At 41.0% G+C, this 18,796-nt stretch carries 21 protein-coding genes and 1 pseudogene; 8 read left to right on the top strand and 14 right to left on the bottom strand.

All coding sequences use genetic code 11. The features are described from left to right. The first annotated feature begins 260 nt into the window (after positions 1-260). Positions 261-551 (top strand): hypothetical protein, encoded by a 291-nt coding sequence (locus CWC29_RS20335; RefSeq protein ID WP_138523977.1) that lies wholly within the window; start codon positions 261-263, stop codon positions 549-551. A 109-nt stretch (positions 552-660) separates the two neighbouring features. After that, positions 661-1,509 carry a hypothetical protein gene (locus tag CWC29_RS20330; RefSeq protein WP_167815459.1) on the top strand — a complete coding sequence of 283 codons (849 nt, stop codon included), beginning with the start codon at positions 661-663 and terminating at the stop codon, positions 1,507-1,509. A 461-nt stretch (positions 1,510-1,970) separates the two neighbouring features. Here the strand turns inward: CWC29_RS20330 and CWC29_RS20325 are convergent, their stop codons facing one another. Next, entirely contained in the window at positions 1,971-3,020 is a 1,050-nt protein-coding gene (locus CWC29_RS20325) for an HNH endonuclease (RefSeq protein ID WP_209319192.1), read from the bottom strand. A gap of 311 nt (positions 3,021-3,331) precedes the next feature. On the opposite strand from CWC29_RS20325, the pseudogene CWC29_RS20320 reads away from it, so the two are divergent. Both CWC29_RS20320 and CWC29_RS20315 read left to right on the top strand, forming a co-directional pair. Continuing rightward, a pseudogene (locus CWC29_RS20320) lies at positions 3,332-3,652 on the top strand (GNAT family N-acetyltransferase); the annotation flags it as partial. Between the two features lie 93 nt (positions 3,653-3,745). Beyond that, the gene (locus CWC29_RS20315) at positions 3,746-4,261 is read left to right on the top strand and encodes a hypothetical protein (protein WP_128726085.1); all 516 of its coding nucleotides are present in this window, start codon (positions 3,746-3,748) and stop codon (positions 4,259-4,261) included. A gap of 103 nt (positions 4,262-4,364) precedes the next feature. Here CWC29_RS20315 and CWC29_RS20310 read toward each other — a convergent pair whose 3' ends face one another. From CWC29_RS20310 to CWC29_RS20270, 9 genes are all read right to left on the bottom strand, one after another. Beyond that, the gene (locus CWC29_RS20310) at positions 4,365-4,571 is read right to left on the bottom strand and encodes an EF-hand domain-containing protein (protein ID WP_010375685.1); all 207 of its coding nucleotides are present in this window, start codon (positions 4,569-4,571) and stop codon (positions 4,365-4,367) included. 9 nt (positions 4,572-4,580) lie between these two features. Continuing rightward, complete coding sequence (locus CWC29_RS20305; protein ID WP_010375684.1) at positions 4,581-4,802, bottom strand: crotonobetainyl-CoA--carnitine CoA-transferase; 222 nt, start codon at positions 4,800-4,802, stop codon at positions 4,581-4,583. Positions 4,803-4,851: 49 nt separating this feature from the next. After that, positions 4,852-5,073 (bottom strand): EF-hand domain-containing protein, encoded by a 222-nt coding sequence (locus CWC29_RS20300; RefSeq protein ID WP_010375683.1) that lies wholly within the window; start codon positions 5,071-5,073, stop codon positions 4,852-4,854. Between the two features lie 50 nt (positions 5,074-5,123). Continuing rightward, positions 5,124-5,345 (bottom strand): EF-hand domain-containing protein, encoded by a 222-nt coding sequence (locus tag CWC29_RS20295; protein ID WP_017218753.1) that lies wholly within the window; start codon positions 5,343-5,345, stop codon positions 5,124-5,126. A gap of 68 nt (positions 5,346-5,413) precedes the next feature. Beyond that, positions 5,414-5,635 (bottom strand): EF-hand domain-containing protein, encoded by a 222-nt coding sequence (locus CWC29_RS20290; RefSeq protein WP_010375681.1) that lies wholly within the window; start codon positions 5,633-5,635, stop codon positions 5,414-5,416. A gap of 87 nt (positions 5,636-5,722) precedes the next feature. Then, entirely contained in the window at positions 5,723-5,944 is a 222-nt protein-coding gene (locus CWC29_RS20285) for an EF-hand domain-containing protein (RefSeq protein ID WP_128726087.1), read from the bottom strand. Between the two features lie 59 nt (positions 5,945-6,003). Then, the gene (locus CWC29_RS20280) at positions 6,004-6,225 is read right to left on the bottom strand and encodes an EF-hand domain-containing protein (protein WP_017218756.1); all 222 of its coding nucleotides are present in this window, start codon (positions 6,223-6,225) and stop codon (positions 6,004-6,006) included. 568 nt (positions 6,226-6,793) lie between these two features. Beyond that, positions 6,794-7,165: an SH3 domain-containing protein gene (locus CWC29_RS20275; RefSeq protein WP_138523971.1), complete on the bottom strand. Its 372-nt coding sequence runs from the start codon at positions 7,163-7,165 to the stop codon at positions 6,794-6,796. Positions 7,166-7,183: 18 nt separating this feature from the next. Next, entirely contained in the window at positions 7,184-8,110 is a 927-nt protein-coding gene (locus CWC29_RS20270; RefSeq protein ID WP_128726089.1) for a hypothetical protein, read from the bottom strand. 179 nt (positions 8,111-8,289) lie between these two features. Between CWC29_RS20270 and CWC29_RS20265 the strand changes: the two genes are divergently transcribed. Continuing rightward, entirely contained in the window at positions 8,290-9,102 is an 813-nt protein-coding gene (locus CWC29_RS20265; RefSeq protein WP_128726090.1) for a hypothetical protein, read from the top strand. Positions 9,103-9,162: 60 nt separating this feature from the next. Here CWC29_RS20265 and CWC29_RS20260 read toward each other — a convergent pair whose 3' ends face one another. Beyond that, on the bottom strand, positions 9,163-9,888 hold the full coding sequence (locus tag CWC29_RS20260) for a YebC/PmpR family DNA-binding transcriptional regulator (RefSeq protein ID WP_010375669.1): 726 nt from the start codon (positions 9,886-9,888) through the stop codon (positions 9,163-9,165). Positions 9,889-10,085: 197 nt separating this feature from the next. Between CWC29_RS20260 and CWC29_RS20255 the strand changes: the two genes are divergently transcribed. The 3 genes from CWC29_RS20255 (at position 10,086) to CWC29_RS20245 (ending at position 14,714) form a co-directional block, all read left to right on the top strand. Beyond that, on the top strand, positions 10,086-12,830 hold the full coding sequence (locus CWC29_RS20255) for a methyl-accepting chemotaxis protein (protein ID WP_128726091.1): 2,745 nt from the start codon (positions 10,086-10,088) through the stop codon (positions 12,828-12,830). Positions 12,831-12,993: 163 nt separating this feature from the next. After that, on the top strand, positions 12,994-13,434 hold the full coding sequence (locus CWC29_RS20250; protein WP_138524021.1) for a GNAT family N-acetyltransferase: 441 nt from the start codon (positions 12,994-12,996) through the stop codon (positions 13,432-13,434). Between the two features lie 863 nt (positions 13,435-14,297). After that, complete coding sequence (locus CWC29_RS20245; protein WP_138523969.1) at positions 14,298-14,714, top strand: hypothetical protein; 417 nt, start codon at positions 14,298-14,300, stop codon at positions 14,712-14,714. 240 nt (positions 14,715-14,954) lie between these two features. On the opposite strand, the gene CWC29_RS20240 is transcribed toward CWC29_RS20245, so the two are convergent. From CWC29_RS20240 to CWC29_RS20230, 3 genes are all read right to left on the bottom strand, one after another. Then, positions 14,955-15,701 (bottom strand): phytanoyl-CoA dioxygenase family protein, encoded by a 747-nt coding sequence (locus CWC29_RS20240; RefSeq protein WP_128726157.1) that lies wholly within the window; start codon positions 15,699-15,701, stop codon positions 14,955-14,957. Between the two features lie 231 nt (positions 15,702-15,932). Beyond that, complete coding sequence (locus CWC29_RS20235) at positions 15,933-16,406, bottom strand: peroxiredoxin (protein ID WP_128726093.1); 474 nt, start codon at positions 16,404-16,406, stop codon at positions 15,933-15,935. Positions 16,407-16,490: 84 nt separating this feature from the next. Beyond that, entirely contained in the window at positions 16,491-18,596 is a 2,106-nt protein-coding gene (locus tag CWC29_RS20230; protein ID WP_235956700.1) for a winged helix-turn-helix domain-containing protein, read from the bottom strand. Positions 18,597-18,796: the final 200 nt, after the last annotated feature.

Raw genomic sequence — 18,796 nt, 5'->3', positions numbered from 1 at the left:
TGAACTATAGAGCGAGTTAAATGCAAAGTAACGGCTTACAACTAAACACAAATCTAGGTGTGTAGTTTCCTTACATTGAAACACATTATCAATGTAATTATATTATAACGATGTGTATTTTCAATTAGCGATGTAATTGACAGCTAGTTCCGTAATTTTTTCTGATTATTTATAAACCTTACCTTGAATAAAAAACAAACGACCTTATTTAGCTTTTAACTGTACATAAAAACAGATTCAACTTTAAATTAGGAAAGTGTATGTCGAATAATCTTTTTATTTCATATGATCTAAATAGTCCTGGTCAAGATTATGAAAAAGTAATAGAAAAAATAAAGTCTCTTGGTAGTTGGGCAAAAGTTCAAAAATCATTATGGTTCGTAAGTTCTAGCTTTACCCCTGAGCTGGCGGCCAAATCAATATGGTCTGTAATGGATAACAATGACTCATTAATTGTTGTTGATGCAAAAAATAACGATGCATATTGGTTTAATTTGTCTGATGAAGTAAGCAAACATATCCAAAATCACTGGAGTTACAGTGGCACATAACGAACGCTTCAATAAAGGACACAAAGAGCTTGGTTTGAGTCTCTTTGTTCCTAATTTTAACCAAGCATTTATGCGCCTGTTAAGCGAGCGTTGAATTCTAGAGGAGGCTATGTTGAGTAATCAACCAGAGGATAAAGATTTTTTGACATGGTGGAAAGAGGATTTTGGGCCGGCGCTGATGGAAACTCGAAAAGTCATAGAGCCCCATATTCAGCAGTGGCGTCAAATTGAACTAGCTGTAAACAACGCATTGAATGAGTTTCTCAAAGAGCATAGGGAGAGCATTGAACTTTGGTCTCTGTTTGCCAAAATTTACCCTCAACTGGAACCCTATATAGATAGCATTTCCTCTGGGCTCAATGATCCGGACTTTGAAATTGCAAACGATGTAATAGAGTTGGCTCATATCTTCGCAGCTATTGATTTACAAAAAGATCCGAGTGCTGCATCCATTCTTGATGTTATTTCTAGTGAAGCGTTTCAAAATTCTCTTGTCGACTTTTACAGTAGCATGAGTTTGGATGCAGATCGACTGCCGTTGATAAAAGAGGCTTTAGATTTACACAACAGCGAGAAGTATGCTGGTAGCATTTGCCTGCTTTATGGTCAGATTGAAGGAGTGCTAACCGAATCGTTTGAAAAGGCGAATTACATAATTATCAATCAGAACAAAATAAATCCGGTAAAAAATGATGGTTCCGTAAATAATGAATCTAATCTCACGGGCCTAGTTCCAAAGCTTAAGCACGCAATAACCCGGCAAGATAAACTTCAATCATATTACTCAAAAATAAAAACCTACGAACTTGTTGCGGGTGACCCTGAAGAAACGATTCCAAAAACAAGAAATAAAATACTTCATGGTAGCGATTTAGAATTTAATACAGAAAAACGAAGCGCCCAACTAATACTATGGTTGTACTCCACAATACTGCAAGTTCGAGTTCTAGGAATTTAATAAACACAATTACGCGGAGCAAATTATTGCGAGCGTTACAGATGTCTGCTTTTGGCAATGAGAGCCGACCTGCGGCTCTGTGAAGCAGACCTTCACGGCGTGAATCTGAAACTCTGTCGGGTAGCACCTTCGGCTTAGCTAACCCTTTGACGTAGATCGGGACAAGGCGCGCAGCGCCGCCATCCGACAAACATTACTAATTTACTTTGAGACAACCAAGCTTACCGTGTTGTTCCAGTGACCTAAACTCAAATATCTCACCTAAAACCGTAAGGCCGCGCTTTGCGGCAAATTTGGGGCGCAGCGGAAAATTTGTCCAACAGCAGCGCCGTATTAGTGTAACTCCACCCAGCCTAGTACAGCTCACTATTGCAATGCAGTCTATTGCTCATAATAGCCATTGCTACTCGCGAATGAAGCAATACCCGCCAGCTAATAACTTGCCCCACTCCAATTATTTTTTATATGTCTTGCGAAATGAACGCAGGAATAGAACCTTTCCAGTAGCTGTCATCCCCCCATTCCAGTTCGACATAAATTAGAAGCCTAGAGTGTTTTAATATATTTGAATCAATTGACACTTTATTAAACCTTTTGACAAATGGTAATGCTCTAGCTTTACCTTCCTGTATGTGCTTTTTCATTGGAACTAGAGATAAGCGGATCAACTCCATTTTGGTTAAACGCGCTAATAACTCTAAATTGTCAGCATAATGCTCATAATAGGAACTTAATTTAGAGCCTAACCAAGGGGACTCTTTCATCTCACCCTTAACTATCCCCATAGAAGTACTAACCTTTTGAATTGCGGCGTCCTTACCTTTCACACGCTGAATGCCATTCTCAATGCATAAGTCCCCATCTGGACCCAATTTTATATCCATACCAACTTTGTTTGGGTCTTCCACCGGTAATTTTTTAGCCACAGTCAGTACTACGTAATTTTCATTACCTGTTTCAAGATGTATTCCCAACAATTCTCGAGCATCACCTTGTGACTCAATCACGGTAAATCTGTCATGTTCATCAAGTCTATGGAACTCTAATATATATTTTTCAAGCTGTTCTTGAGAACCTATTTGGACACTGACTAGTTCAAAGTGCCAATAGTTAGAATCGATCGATTTCCACCGAACGTTGAGGACTAAATTATGCCCAAGTTGAAGAAAAGTGGTGCTTTGAGCAACTTTCTCTAGCGTAGGGTCTCTTAGACTTGCGGCAGCTCGATGCTCAGCTTCTTGCTTCCAGTTTCTCAAGGTTTCAACGGAATATACGGAAAAATCACTATCTATAAGTGCTCCATGGTCTTTACACATCCATATGCCATTGGTGATTGCGCGCCTTTCTTCAGTTGACATATTTGAGTCATAGCGAGGCCCTCGTTCTGCGGCAGCACAAATATGTGCAGCAGTTCCATTATTAATTTTTTTAGATGGGTCTGCCGAATCAGGCCCAACAGTATTTTTTCCACAACCAGGAAAGGAGCAACGCCAAGCGACTCTTTCTGCCATAACTCTCTTAGTGTTTGGTGTAAATTCATCCCTATTTTTTCCCACTGGTAAGCTCCCGGTTAAAAACATAACGCCCAGCATGAGCATGAACTAATGAGGTAAAGTCCGCTCACTGTTCGATAACATGCGGTTATTAAAGGTTAAGTACTAGCGAATGGCAAGGGCTTTAACAAAGTTGAGAATTTCCGAATATACTTAACAGAATTCTCAACTTTTTACTTAAATGTGTTATGAATGTTATAAATTGGCCACAGGCGTTATGAAATATAAGCTTTCTCAATAATTAAAAAGTTTAAGGTGTAACGGTGAATAACGATGGCTATACCACACGCGCAATTTATCACGATGATGAAGCTGTTGGGATGCTAATGTGGGTACAAGAGAGTATAGAACGTATTTCCATTTGGCGCTTTATGGTTGATCAACAATTTCAGCAACAAGGAATTGGGCGTAAAGCACTCACCCTCGCACTCGAAGAAATCAAGCAGACACCAAACCTTACCACCATAGAAATCTGTTATATACCGAGCAACCCCGTTGCAAAATCGTTTTACGCGAGCTTTGGCTTTGAAGAAGTTGGAATCGATAAAGAGGATGGTGAGATGCTAGCGGTGATCAAACTTCCTTTATAACAAGTTGTAATCTTCGGTAATTTGCGCAAATGGAAACGTAGGTTACACTTACTGACAATGTAAGTTAAGCTGCTCAAAGGAATCCGAATTAACATGCATGAGCATACAAAGCGCATTTGTGATTTTCTTACCGAAATCAATCTACCTTTTCGGTTTAAAGACGTAGAAACTGACTCCTTCTTACCCGGTTTAAAAACAGTGAATGGCACCCTATACATTGATAATGAAAAGCTGCTTTACCCGGGGGATATTCTGCATGAAGCCGGACATATTGCAGTTTGTGAGCCTATTTTTCGCCCTCAGCTTAATGGTGATGTGTACAAAAATGGCCTCAAAAATGGGCGCGAAAAACAGGCAATGCATGGTGAAGAAATAGCAGCGACGGCTTGGTCAGTTGCTGCTACTAGCTATCTCAACTTGCCCATTGAAGTTGTATTCCATGAAAAAGCCTACAAAAATGCCAGAGAGTCATTGATTGACGCCTTTAATACTGGTGGCCTTTTTGGTCAACCCCTGCTTACCGCTTGGGATATGACTTGTCCAAGAGAAGGCTTCCCCAAGATGCAAAAATGGATAAGAACGCATCGCTGGATCAATGAATTAAGTTAGCTCATTCCCCATTTAAACCTTAAGCAGCCTAGCAGCTCGAAATAAAAAAGCCCGACTACAAAGTCGAGCTTGGGGAGGCGTGGCGCTTTGGATTGCCACTTGCTTACTGATTAAATTCTTTCTCAGACAGTTTGCCGTCTCCGTCGCTGTCTAGCTTATCAAAGATTGAAGCAAGAGATTCTGACAGTGACGCTTCGCTTTTAGAGATAAAGCCATCTTTGTCTAAATCAAAATCGTTAAATTCTGCTGCCATTGCTGAGCCGGCAAAAAGTACTGTGGCGGCTGTAATTGCTGTTGCTAACTTTTTCATTGTGACCTCCTAGCCTTTAAAGTTAGAGAATTCAGAAGCGCTTAGCTGACCATTTTTGTCTGCATCTAGCTTCTCGAACTGACCAAGTAGTGTTGATGATACTGATGCTTCTTGCTGGCTGATCTGCCCGTCTTTGTCCTTGTCTACATCTTGAAATGACAAGGTTGCTGCCAGTGCCATCGTACTCACCAATACACCTATGGTCGTTGCACATACCGTTCTAAGTTTCATAGCCATTCTCCTCACTATGCCCGTCTCTCATTGCGGCTCTAGTCGCAAATTAACCTTTAAAGTTAGAGAACTCAGTTTCGTTTAGTTCTCCGTCAGCGTTTACATCTAAGTCTTTAAACTGCTCGATAAGCGCTGTATTTACTTTTGCTTCGCTCATGCTAATAGCACCATTGCCATCTGTGTCATAGCTTGCGAAATCTTCACCAGCAATAGTATTTGCTGAAGCCAATGTTAGACCTGTGATTGATAGTGCGATAAGTACATTTTTCATCATTCTGCTCCTAAAATTTCCTAAATATGATTTGCTTTTGGGCGGCTTGATTAGCCTTGGTAATTTGCGAATTCAGACTCGCTTAACTCACCGTCGGCATTGCTGTCTAGTTGCGTAAATTGCTCTGCAAGCGACTGATTTACTTTTGCCTCAGTCATGCTGATGGTGCCGTTACCGTCAGTATCATATTTAGTGAAATCTTCACCAGCTAATGCAGAAGCTGAAGCGAATGTTAAACCTGCAATTGAAAGTGCTGCTAATACGTTTTTCATGATAGTCCAATCCTTCTGTCGTGTTCGTTATGGCGTCAAAGGCAGTGGGCGCTAAGCCCACCTAGCGATTAACCTTCGTAGTTCGCGTACTCAGATTTGCTTAGCTCGCCATCGGCGTTCGTGTCTAAGTCTGCAAACTGTTCAGTTAACGAAGTGCTTACGCTTGCTTCAGTAACGCTGATTGAACCGTTGCCATCAGTATCTAGTTTCTCGAAATCGCCACCAGCAAATGCTGATGCTGAAACCATTGATAACCCTGCGATTGATAGTGCTGCTAGTACATTTTTCATAATCTAACCCTTCAATTGTGTCATTTTGTTCTGATGAGCTAGGCATGCGGCCCAGCTCCTTAACTCATTACTCGATCCAGTGCCAAATTAGCCTTCGTAATTTGCGTATTCAGACTTGCTTAGCTCGCCGTCGGCATTAACGTCTAAGTCCGCGAATTGCTCACTCAATGACGCGCTTACGCTCGCTTCAGTTACACTGATTGAGCCGTTGCCATCAGTATCCAATTTTGCGAAGTCATCACCAGCAAGTGCTGATGCTGAAACCATTGATAAACCTGCGATTGATAGTGCTGCTAGTACGTTTTTCATAATCTTTTCCTTAACTTGGGGTATATTTAAAAATCTGCTATTACGTTATCGGCTCGTTATTAGCCTTCAAAGTTATCAAACTCAGACTGGCTTAATTGGCCGTCTTGGTCGGCGTCAAGGTCTTTAAACTGCGCCATTAAATTTGGATTCGCTTTTGATTCGCCTAATGAGATGTAGCCATCTCCATCAACATCGTATTTATCAAACTCAGAGTCTGCGTGAGCACCTACTGATGCGAAAGAAAGTACAGCTGCTGATAGTGCGATTGCTAAAGTTTTCATAATCAGTTCCTCTCATATAACTTGTCGTTTCTGCTTCTCTGCGTTGGTTTGCGTTGAAGCGAATGTTTTTTGCTTTCGAGATAACTATTCCAACTTTGATGCCAAAGTTTAAAAGAATATAAAAATCAACAAGTTAAAAACCAAAGTGGATTTTTATTAAGGATGGATTCAGTGAGATTGTTGCCATTTAGCAACAGGTGATTTGGAGATAAAATTAAAACTTATTTATTTTCAATAAGTTAAACTGTCGCATAAAAGCAACACCATAAAAAACTAGGATGTAAGTGCCGCCCAAAGCGGTTAAGTTTCGTGCAAAAAGCATTCACATTCAGTATGGAGTGGAGTAGTCAGAAAAAATTTTTATAAAAATATCGAAAATTTTTTCTTATCTTTCCTAGAAAATCAGAAAATCGATAAAACACTTTAATAATCAGTATATTAAAATCAAATTTCATCTTGGGAAAATTGCTATAGAAGTGGCTGAGTGGGCAGTAAGCTGACGAAAAACAGAAGTATTTTAAAAAAGTAGCAGAGAAAAGAGAGGTGTGTTGCTAAAAAGCAACACACGCTAGATTTGTATTAGATTACGGAGCGGTACCCAACCTTGCAGCGCTGACTTTTTACTTGAGCACCACACCCAACCATTGAGTTGGTTATGCCCCAATAAGTGTTCACCTTGAACTACCGATAACTCCTGAGCAGTATAGTCCATTAATGCAACACCTTGTTTGGGATTGACTAAGCGAAACACTTGAGCAGGTACCCAACCAGACACTTGCTCCTCAGTTTCGCAGAAAAACCAATTGTCCCACCCCTCTTCGCCATCATACTCTTCACCAACGGTCAATCTGGCACCTTGTTTAAACGTGATGGGGGTCGGAAACTCATTGATATGTTCCTTGATTACTTGATATTCGATATCTAACTGCTTATTTTCCAAGTTTTAACTCCATGTACGTCAGCCATTAGACTGGCGTTTTAGCTCTTCTAGCATACGTTCATCACCCATCAAGTTTTTAAGGATGGCTTTAACCTTGGGATCCGAGGCATTTTCGTAGAGAGAAAGCAAATCTTGCGCAATCCGTTGTTGCTGTTTTGGATCCGTGCCTGACTGGAAATACTGTGACATCAGTCCTTCTGCTGCGAGGCTTTTCACGTAATCATTGGGCTCTTGTTCTAACATTTTCACAAACGACTGTGACAAACGCTCATCAACGATAGGTGTGCGCGACACGAGCTCAAGCGCCTGTAGCCTCAACTTTTCATCACTCATGTTATGCGTCATATTGAGGATAGATTCTACCGCTTGATAATCATATTGCTCTAATTCATTGCGATTTAGCATAAACATGTTCATTTGTAGCTGGCTCATCGCCGCTAAACGTTCCGCCGCTGGTAAACTGCTATTCAGAATTTTCTGCTTTAAATCGTTGCTGATTTGACTCGCGTACTCAGGATCGGTCTTGATCCGCATTTCGTAGTCTTCGGGTAAGTCTTCATAAAAGCCATAAATTGGGTTTTCAGCTTTCATCTCATCGATTTTTTGTTGTTCACGTTTTTCTATCAACGAGAAGATTAGAGACTCAAACTCATCCGGCGCCTGCTCAGAGAGTAAGTCTGACTTTTCCATCGACAATGCCTGTAACCTCGTTTCAAGTTTATTGATCCGAGCCATTAACTTAGCGATTTGTTCAGGCTCGTCAGTTGAAATCTGAGTGTCCTGCGTATATTGAGTTGCATTATAGTGAGGCTGTTGAGTAGGGCTCTGATACGCATGTGGTGCTACAGGAGAGGTTGCTAATTTGGTTTGAATGACATTAAACCCAGAAAAAGCCAATGCAAGAACTGAGCATGAAAGCGCTATATTGAGTTTAAGATTAGACATGAACGAGTTACCCTTATAAAAAGTAGCAATGTAATAGATCTGCAAGACAAATACTGTAAATGATTGTACTGTAAATTGATACAGCAAGAGGCAATTACGTCAAGAATTATTACACTTTGCACAGGGTAGCCAAAACTAGCTTCCAAACAGATTGAAATGATTGCCAACAAGGAATGACCGTGAATAATATACTGCAAACTGTCCACTATAAACCCATCACATTGCTTTTACTTGGTATTGCGACAGTGACGTCTTTGCTTGGCAGCAGCCTACTTTGGCAAAGTCACCAAGCCTTATTTCAATGGATTTTGCCCTCAGCCTCACTACTTCTTGTGTTGCGATTAGGGTGGCATGTTCGCCAAACAAGCCTGGCAGTAAGTCCCTGTACTTTACACACAGACATAAAACTCTGTTGGGTTGCTCTGCTCTTATGTACTGGCGGAGATATCGTCAACTTCAATCTCTTCGAGCTTTACCATCGCCAAGATCAAACCATAAAGCATGACTACCTAATCGACTCTATTTGGTTTTTTGCCCTTGGTTATGGGCTTTTATTTGGACTGCTTATTCGGTTTTTAAGGCGAGAATTCTCATTAACATTAGCAACCGCGACTGTGTTGGTTGTTGTGTCTATGGCGTTATCGTTGTTTAGCTATCAAATGATGTACCTACCTACGATAAGCCAATACTCTCTGCTGTTGAGCGCAAGTTATAGCTTAATAGTGACCTTGCTTGGTGTTTTTGGTTTTTGGCTTATTATTCAAAACATTAAACTCAATGAACAAACCAACTACGCAGTTGCCATCGGCTTTATCCTAGCTATGTTAGCGGATGCTATCATCGGTCAATTTTGGCTGTTCGCAAACCAAGGGAATGGTTACTTCCCTATTGCGAGGCATGTTAATTGGGTCATCTATATTGGCTCGCAAACGTTACTATTATTGTTTCCTGTTGCCATGATAAAAACTAATGTTATTACACCTAAGGCTTAGGCAACAAAAAGGCCGAACGATGTCGGCCTTAACTATTTATGCGCTATATCGATAAGCGGCTTATCTTTTGACAATCGCATTGTGGTAAACGTTTTGTACGTCATCCACATCTTCAAGCATGTTGATTAGCTTTTCGAATGTCTCAATTGCTTCTGGATCTTCGATTTCTACGTGAGTTTGCGGAACCCAAGTGATCTCGTCGACCTCAAAAGTGATCCCCTCAAACGCTTCTGTCAATGCAGTTTTAGCCTTGAAGTACTCAGTGTGAGGTGCGAAAACAGAAACTTGGCCGTCTTCAACTTCTACGTCAGTAACATCAACATCAGCCATCATTAGCGCTTCCAAAACTGACTCGTCGTCATCACCTGCAAATCCTAAGATCGCAAAGTGGTCAAACATATGTGCCACACAGCCAGGATTACCTAAGTTTGAACCAGTTTTGGTAAACGGTAAGCGAACATCTTTGATAGTACGATTCATGTTGTCTGTTAAACAGTCAACGATGATCATGCTGTTACCTGGACCGTAACCTTCGTAACGCGCAGGAGTGTAATCTTCGCCCGCACCGCCTGCCGCTTTTTCGATTGCTTTATCAATAACGTGTGCAGGAACTTGATCTTTCTTTGCCTTGTCGATTAAACGACGTAATGACAAGTTCGTTTCAGGATCTGCGCCGCCATTTTTAGCAACAACGTAAATCTCTTTTCCGTATTTTGAGTTTACTTTTGTTTTTGCCGCCGCCGTTTTTGCCATGGCGTTTTTGCGGACTTCAAATGCTCTGCCCATCTTAATGCTCGTTTTTATAAAAATTGGCGAAGATTTTACCAAGACATTTGAGTTACGGCTATACCCTTATTATCCGTGATGATAATTTGCTTCAAGCAACAAGATTATATACTTGTTCTGCAACTATTTTGTGGCGAACCTAAACAACTTTACTATAGTTAATACTGTTTAAATTTACCGCTATGGGTGGCTTACGTATGATCATGTTTGGCTTGGGAAAAGCAAAAAAGCAAAATGGACAAGATGCTGCGCTCTTTCAACACTTTAAGGCTACAACCCCTTACTTAGAAGTGGATTATCAAACAGATATTGTTCAGGGTAGTTCGGCTTTCAATCGCTTACTCGGACACCCGACGAGCCACGAGCTGAAATCTCTAAGTTTTCTATGTCATACTTCAACGGATGCAGCCACACTCAAGCGTGGGCTCGCTCAACTTGAGCACCAAGCACATGTAAAGGTAGAAGTCTCTCTCAATACAGCGAGTGACAACAAGCCGAAGAAGTTATTACTGGAGCTATCGCGTACTCAAGAAGGTAGAATTTTAGTTATTGCGACAGACATCGATGATTACCTCACAACTATCGCCAACATGAGTGCAAATTTACGTGCGTTATCAGCGTCCTTTGCGGTTATCGAATTCGACATGCACGGTAAAGTACTGGACGCCAATGAAAACTTTTTGTCAGTTATGGGTTATGACTTGGAGGAAATACAAGGTAAGCATCATAGCTTATTCGTTAGCGATGACTACGCTGCAAGCGCGGAGTATGAAGCATTTTGGCAACGCCTAAATAATGGCGAATTTTTTGAAGGTGAATTCGCAAGGCAAACAAAATCAGGTAAAACGATATGGATCCAAGCCACTTATAATCCAATTTTTGATGAACAGAATAGGCCTATCAAAGTCGTAAAATATGCCTCAGATATCACCGCACAAAAATCGAAAGCCGCTGACTTTCAAGGGCAAGTTGATGCTATCAAACAAACTCAAGCCGTTATTGAGTTTGACCCTTACGGCAACATAAAGACTGCAAACAGGCTATTTTTAAATGCGGTTGGTTACACATTAAGTGAAATACAAGGTCAACACCATCGATTATTCGTGGCACAAGAAGAGGCTGAGAGCAGCGAATATCAAGACTTTTGGCACGCTTTACGACAAGGTAAACATCAATCCGGTGAGTTTAAACGCCTAACGAAATCAGGAAACACTCTGTGGATTCAAGCAACCTATACTCCCATCTATGACGAAAATGGCCAGTTGGGCAAAATCGTCAAATATGCCTCGGATATTACTCAAGCAAAGCTGGCGTCTTTCGACTTTGCCGGGCAACTCAAAGCCATCAATCGCTCGCAAGCCGTTATCGAGTTTGATTTGCAAGGTAATATTTTAAAAGCAAATGAAAACTTTTTATCTGTAATGGGCTACAAGAAAGAAGAAGTCATTGGCAAACATCACAGCATGTTCGTTGACAGTTTTTACGCGCAAAGCAGCGAATACAAAGCATTCTGGCAGCGTTTAAAACAAGGCCAATTTGAAACAGGTGAGTTTCAACGCAGAGGGAAAGGTGACAAAGAAATTTGGATTCGTGCCACTTACAACCCAATTTTAGATGAGCAAGGGAAACCGCTAAAAGTCGTGAAATTTGCGACAGATATTACCGAACAAAAAGCCATTGCTGCTGATTTTGATGGTCAGCTTCAAGCCATTCGTAAATCACAAGCCGTCATTGAGTTTGCAATGGATGGTACTATTTTATGGGCCAACGAGCCATTCCTAGATACGATGGGGTACTCACTTGACGAAATCAAAGGTAAACATCACCGTATTTTTGCTACACACGAACAAGCCACTAGTTCTGAATACCAGCAATTTTGGCAAAAGCTCAACCGAGGTGAGTTCGACTCAGGACAATACTTGAGGCTGGCAAAACAAGGTCAAGAGGTATGGATCCAAGCATCTTATAACCCTATTCTCGATCAACAAGGTCGCCCCTTTAAAGTCGTTAAATATGCAACGGATATCACAGAACAAAAACAAGCGGTTGAACATATTAAAGATGCTATCTTGGCAATGGAGCAAGGTGATTTAAGGCATAGGATCACCCACCACATAGGTGGCGAGTTCTCGGTGCTACAACAAGCAATGAACGGCTTATTCGATAAATTAAGCGACTTAGTTAACACCATAAACAATGGTGCAGAGCAAGTGTTTGATGTGGCTAAACAAATCGCGAATAACAACGAAGAACTCAATAGCCGCATTGAAAATCAAGCGGCGAGCTTAGAAGAAACTGCCGCCACTATGGAAGAGCTTACCGCTACGGTTAAAAAGAATGCGAGTAGCGCAAGTAATGCCGCTGAGAAAGCGACTATTGTTAGAGAAAAAGCACACTCAGGTAAAGCATCGATTGATGATGCCATTACCGCAGTAGGTAGAATCGAATCTTACAGCACGAAAATCTCTGATATTATCAGTGTCATTGACGAAATCGCTTTCCAAACCAACCTCTTAGCACTCAATGCTTCCGTTGAAGCAGCCCGGGCTGGTGAGGCTGGACGCGGATTTGCCGTGGTTGCCGGAGAGGTGAGAAACCTTGCTCAACGTAGCGCATCAGCGGCACGTGAAATCAAAGCACTGATCAAAAATAGCGTTGATGCAGTGGCGCAAGGCAGCAAACTTGTATACGAGTCTGGTACGACTTTCGATGAGCTAATGCAATCAATTGCCGAGGTGAGCAAAATGGTGGCAGACATAGATAACGCGGGGAAAGAGCAAGCTGAAGGGATCGCTGCGGTTTCCACCACCATCGCACAAATGGATAATATTACTCAGCAGAACGTTACTCTAGTTGAAACAACATCTCGTTCAGGTAGAAATATGGAAAATCAAGCCAAGCTCCTTACCGATCAAGTTGCATTTTTTCAACTAGATGAATAGTTAAGGATTTACTATCTACACAACCACATATAAGTAATTTATCTGAGTATGCCCGCTGTACCCTTAATGCATCGGGTATGTTAAGCTCGTTCGACTGGCTAGTCTCCCTTTTGTTTATCGCTTTACCCCATTTGGACAGTTTTATTAGACAAAAGGAAAAATGATGATAAGTCCAGTTACACCAAACAATTATCAGGAATTACTGGCCGTTTGGGAAGACTCTGTGCGAGCCACTCATGATTTTATCACTGACGCGGATATCGCTTATTTTAAACCTATTATTATTGAACAGGCGTTTCCAAACGTTACGCTACACTGTGTAAAAAATAGCGACGCAAAGATTGTCGGTTTTATTGGCGTGCATGACCGAAAAATCGAAATGTTATTTGTACTCGATAAGAACAGAAGACAAGGTGTCGGTACTAAGCTGCTTCGCTTTGCACTTGAAGCACAAAATGTGCAGTTTGTTGATGTCAATGAGCAAAACCCAGAAGCCGTAGGCTTTTATGAAGCAAAAGGCTTTAAGGTATATGAACGCTCACCAACTGACGATATGGGAAAGCCTTTTCCAATCCTACGAATGCGACTTCTAACGTCAGCTTAATTCAAATATGGGCCTACACAACAGGCCCATCATTTACTCTTGTCTAGTCAGAGCCCTTAGAAAAAATAAAATACTGAAATTTAAAGCAAAAACTCAATATAACCACATTGCATATAGTAAATGTACTAAAGCTACCTGCTTGACAAACATTAGTTATCTTAGCTAATCACTTTTATTAAGACCGTCCATTTATCGTTAGAAAAAACGCAGACTATTTACAATCATTTACTATTTAAGTAAGAGGCACAATAACATTTATCTCCACCTCTAAATTGGATATTTCTCAACCTAAAATCCCGTTTCCCAGTACAAAAAGCAACCAGCCCAAACCTATTAAATTAAAGTTAAATTGACAATTGCGCACAAAATAAAATAAATGTAACAAAACAAAAACAAGGAGAGAAAAATGATAAAACAGTTATTACTTACTTCCACTCTATTCGGATTAGCGATTTGTTCGACTAATGCACTAGCAGATCAAGTACTGTGCGCTGTGAGCCCCACAAGTACACCCCAGGAAATGAAACCTGATTTTTGCGGGAGTCAAAGAGTAACGTCCTCAAAACCCTACGTAAGTTTTCAATTTAAACCATCCAAACCCATAGAGCATGTGACATGGCAATTCAGCACACCACTGTCTGGTAGATGGGATTGTGGTGCACATCGTACAGAGTGTGTTTTTTATGACGATGGGGAAAATAATTCATCTTTTCGCGACGCTACAGCCTGTGTAAAAAGAGTACTTTACAAAGATGGTACATGGAAAAGTATGAACGAATGTGCAACTGCAATTTATAACTTAGGTTCTAGGTTCTAGAGCTCATCACAAACCAATAACAACTTGTAATATAAGGAATATAAAAATGAAAAAAGCAATAATTTCAAGTGCACTACTTGTACTCGCTACCACTACCTACTCACAGCAAGCTGAAGCAGCACACGTCGAGTGTTTGATTGGCGGAACCAGTACACAACAGTTTTTTGAGCCCGACTTCTGCTCAGCAATGACTAACACAAACCGCCCTTCAGTTGCATTTAGATTTATTGCAGATAAAGATGTTGCCGATGTGGTTTGGTCATATAGTGCATCAGCTACCGGGAACTGGGAATGCGGGAACGGTTCATACTGCCACTTTCGTGATAGTGGCAGACAAAATCACGACGTGTTTTATGATGCATCAGCTTGTGTAACAAGGGTACTTTACAAAGATGGCACATGGGAAAATACCAAACACTGTGCCACGGGACATTACTCGAAACAATCTAGCAATCCATTCTAAGAATTTGGTGTATATAAAGTTTGATATCAGTACTCTAAAGCTTATCGCGATCAAAGCATTCGTCACGCTTACCGTTAGCTCAGGGTAAAAGTCTAAGGATTGTATAGAAATACAAAACTTGGAACAATATCAAAGATATGTATTCAAATCTTATCTTGTACGGCAAGGCAGATTAGGTCGTAGTATGGGAAGAAGCTTTGGTATCACTGCAAAGCTTCTTTCTCATTTAATATGCACAGACTAAAAAAATAAATCAGAACAATCCAGTTCAGCAAGCATTATGTTACTTGGCAAACAATCTTCTCTCACAAAGCGTGCAAGTTCAGAGCGTTTCTCACACAATAATACATCCAATGCTAGACGATTTTTACCATAAATACCGCGATGTATCATATTGGCTGAAAATGCAAGGAGATCACCTGCGACCAAGGGAATGACTTTACTTCCCGGCAAACATTCATGGTTATTATGTCCTGATTGCTCTAACCTAACGTTTAACTCTTGAGGTGAGTCCCACCGTTTGTGAGTGCCTGGGATCAATTCTATTCCGGGCTCATCTTCCAGTGCCAATCGAAAGTGAATAACTTCAGGCCCTAACAACAATGCTTGTTTTTGCTCTTCAATGGTTAAATGATATTGTGGATCTCGGTGCCAGTAATTGAGTTGAGTGGTGTTCGCGGGGTTAAAAAATAGCTGAGTATTCATAAATCGAAACTCACGCGAAAATATGGACGAAGCTAGTGATACAAGAGAACCTGACGCAATGAATTGGAAAAGGGTAAGCCTTTGCTGTTCATCAAGGTACTTTGGTGCAGTAAGGTAGGCAGAATTGATTGCTCGACTCTGGTAAAAGTCATAATTGTCAGCCAGCCACGCATGATGAAATGCTAAAACGACTTGCTTGACTTTGTTAAGCTCGCGGGGCGATATAAAACTAGGCTTTACTAGATAACCATACTTATCAAAATTATGTGCTGATTTTACCATCACATATTGGCCTCTGGCATTGCCGGTCAAGCTCCTGTAACTAAATTGATTCCATACAGTTTTGAAATAGAGTCGAAAAGTATTCGGCTCCAACAATAACGTATATTTTTGATGCGACCCATTTGGCCCTAGCCTTTGACAAGAAAAGTCGTCGCTCTTTTTCATACCCATTCGCTAAGGTAAACGCCTCTTTGGCGAACCAAAGCGAACTGGTGTAGCTTCCCTAAACGTTCATAGGGCGTCTAACAGGGCTTCCGCCTTACTTACTTCAAATTGTTTAGGTTGTTCTACATTGAGTGATGTCACGATACCATCCTCAATAACCATAGCGTAACGCTGCGAACGCACACCGCCAAAAGGTCCAGTATCCATTTCAAGTCCTAGCGCCTTGGTAAAGCTTGCATCGCCATCTCCAAGCATCATAATTGCTTCTGCGTTTTGCGCATCACCCCAAGCTTTCATTACAAAAGCATCGTTTACCGATACACATGCGATGATATCAATGCCTTTTTCGGCAAATTTATCTGCATTTGCAACAAAGCCAGGTAAATGAGATGCAGAACAAGTTGGTGTAAACGCACCAGGAACCGCAAAAAGCACCACTTTTTTACCAGCGAACAACGTTGTTACGTCATGATTAACCATACCGTCAGAGGTGAGTTCGCTCAATTCGACTTGTGGTAATTTTTGTCCAACTTCAATCATTGTTTAATTCCTTCATTTAAGAGTTAAGCGCCTTCAAGGCCCTTTGTTATAGTAGTACATCACCCAAAAAACTATTATCAGTGACTACATTTCGACTTGTTTAATGTCAACTTGCGGGGTTTCATAGCCTGTAAAAAGTAACCACTGTTTTTCCGCAATAAAGGCAAGGCCACGACTACGGCTAAAGCTGCGTTCTGGCACACGGATGATATCTTTATGCACTTTACTAGCAAAGTCAAAATAGCTGATGCGAAAGTCCCCTCGCCACACATATAAGTAGTAAATACCAGAGTGTGACACCGACCAACTCGCACTGGAAGCCAAATGTGCATTTTTAAATAATAGCGTTTCTACTCCCGTTGCCAGATCCATATACCACATTTCTTGCAATTCGCCGCGATACACGTAAAGCAATCCTTCTTGCTCATAAGCAACATCGCCTTTGGTGAGCTTAACAGGAGCACTCTCAGAACTAAGTGGTAAATGATACAAGTCACGGCCATCAGAAACATAGACACCGCTTCCATCTGAAGACCAACTTGGCTTACCATGATATTCAAGTCCAGTATCGATTTGAGTAACCTGCTTAGAATTGACATCCAAAAGCTGAAGTTGGCTTCCTTGCTGAGACTTTGTTAAAAAAATAATTTTTGTACCATCTGGCGACCAGATAGGATGAAGGGCTTGCAACGACAACGTCGTCATTTGTTCACGTTTATCGCCAGTCAAGCTGGAAGTCCAGATTTCGTCAAAGCCAGATTGGTTAGATACAAAGACAATACGTTCGGAAAGAGGCGAGTAATTAGGGTATCGAAAACTAACTGGAGACTGTAACAATGGAAAAGGGGAGCTAGCAACCTGTGCATTTAAATCTAACTTCATAATAGAAGTTTTGATATTCCAATCGTGGAAATACAATCGACCAGAACGGCTAAAACTCGGATAACTTAACCCATCAAAAGGCAAGATGCCCAATGTTTTGCCTTCAGGACTAATTTTATATGCGCTACGTGTACCATGCTCAATAGACGAGATAACCAAATAATCGCCAGAAGGATGCCAACTAATTCCCCTTAAATCATCAAGCCCATTTAGTATTTTGATTTCTTTGCCTGTTTCTAAATCTTTTAAGTATAGATTTTCAAGTCCATTAGGTAAGTTACGAGTGATTGCAATTTGGGCTGCATTCGGTGCAAACTCTACACTTTCGAGTTCACTTCCTTCACAGTCTATTTCACAACCGAGCTCCGTTGACGTTCGATCGTTCAAATTTAATAGCGTAACCCGAGCCTCACCTGTTTGGTCTTTGTTCGCAATAAATCCCAACACATTATTTCTTACCGAATAAGTCAACGTCGTTGTCGTATCCGAAACGCAATTTGCAATGTATGACTGCACCTTAGTGATAACATCCAATGATTTTATCTCACACTGGCCTGCTCGCTTCTCGATATAAAAAAGCGTGCGATTATCTCGGCTCCACACCGAAACTGAAGCGTTTCCGGGGCCATTGGTCAACTCTTTAATGGGTAATTCTGGCTGCGCTAAATGCTTTAGATAGAGCCCCGAATGACTACCGAGCTTGCGCCAAGCAAACACCAAAAACTGTTCGTTCGGTGAAACACTAGGAAAAAGCTCCCGCCCTGGGTAGTCGGTTACCTCTTCAAGTTGAGGCGTTGGTTTAAGTGCTGATTGGCCGACAAAAAAATAAAAAAAAGCAAATAATACAAACAGTAAGATAGTCACTACAGCCATTATTTTGGCCTTTAAGGAGGGGCGTTGCATATCGTGTGGATCTGAATTAATCCTAGCGTTTGTAAAAGTTGGTGCTACTTTTAATCTGTATCCCGATTTTCTTATCGTCTCAATTATCTCTAGCTCGGACGCCTCTCTCTCCTCTTCACTAATAGCAAGTAGTGTTTTAAAGGTTTTGCGAAGGTGCCAAATCGCGTTAGTAAGGGCCTTTTCTCCAACAAACAAGTTACCGTCCCAAACTTGCTCAATAATCTCTTCTCGAGTTACAACCCTTGGATAAGCACGCGCCAATACAGTGAGCACTTCAATAAATTTCGGCTGAACACAACAAGTTTGCCTACCGCTTGATAACAGGTGGCCGATTGTATCAACGTTTACTTCTAATAACTTATAAGTTGTGCCTTGACGCATTTTTCCAACCAAGAGTAAATACATTGTAAATCATACCTAAAATAGTCACCAAAAGACAAAAGTAACGCGATAGACGCCTTGATATAAATTACACACACGACAAAAATCATCATAACAATCTGTATTTATTACTTATTTTCACAAAGATATTAAATAGAGTTAAAAACGTCAAAGAATAGATATCTAACTTATTGCATCAGTTGCAGCTCTAGTGAGAGTGTACT

The organism is Pseudoalteromonas galatheae (assembly GCF_005886105.2).
Classification (GTDB): Bacteria; Pseudomonadota; Gammaproteobacteria; order Enterobacterales; family Alteromonadaceae; genus Pseudoalteromonas; species Pseudoalteromonas galatheae.
The sequence above is the reverse complement of the archived record's forward strand: the minus strand, read 5'-3'. Positions and strand labels throughout refer to the sequence as shown.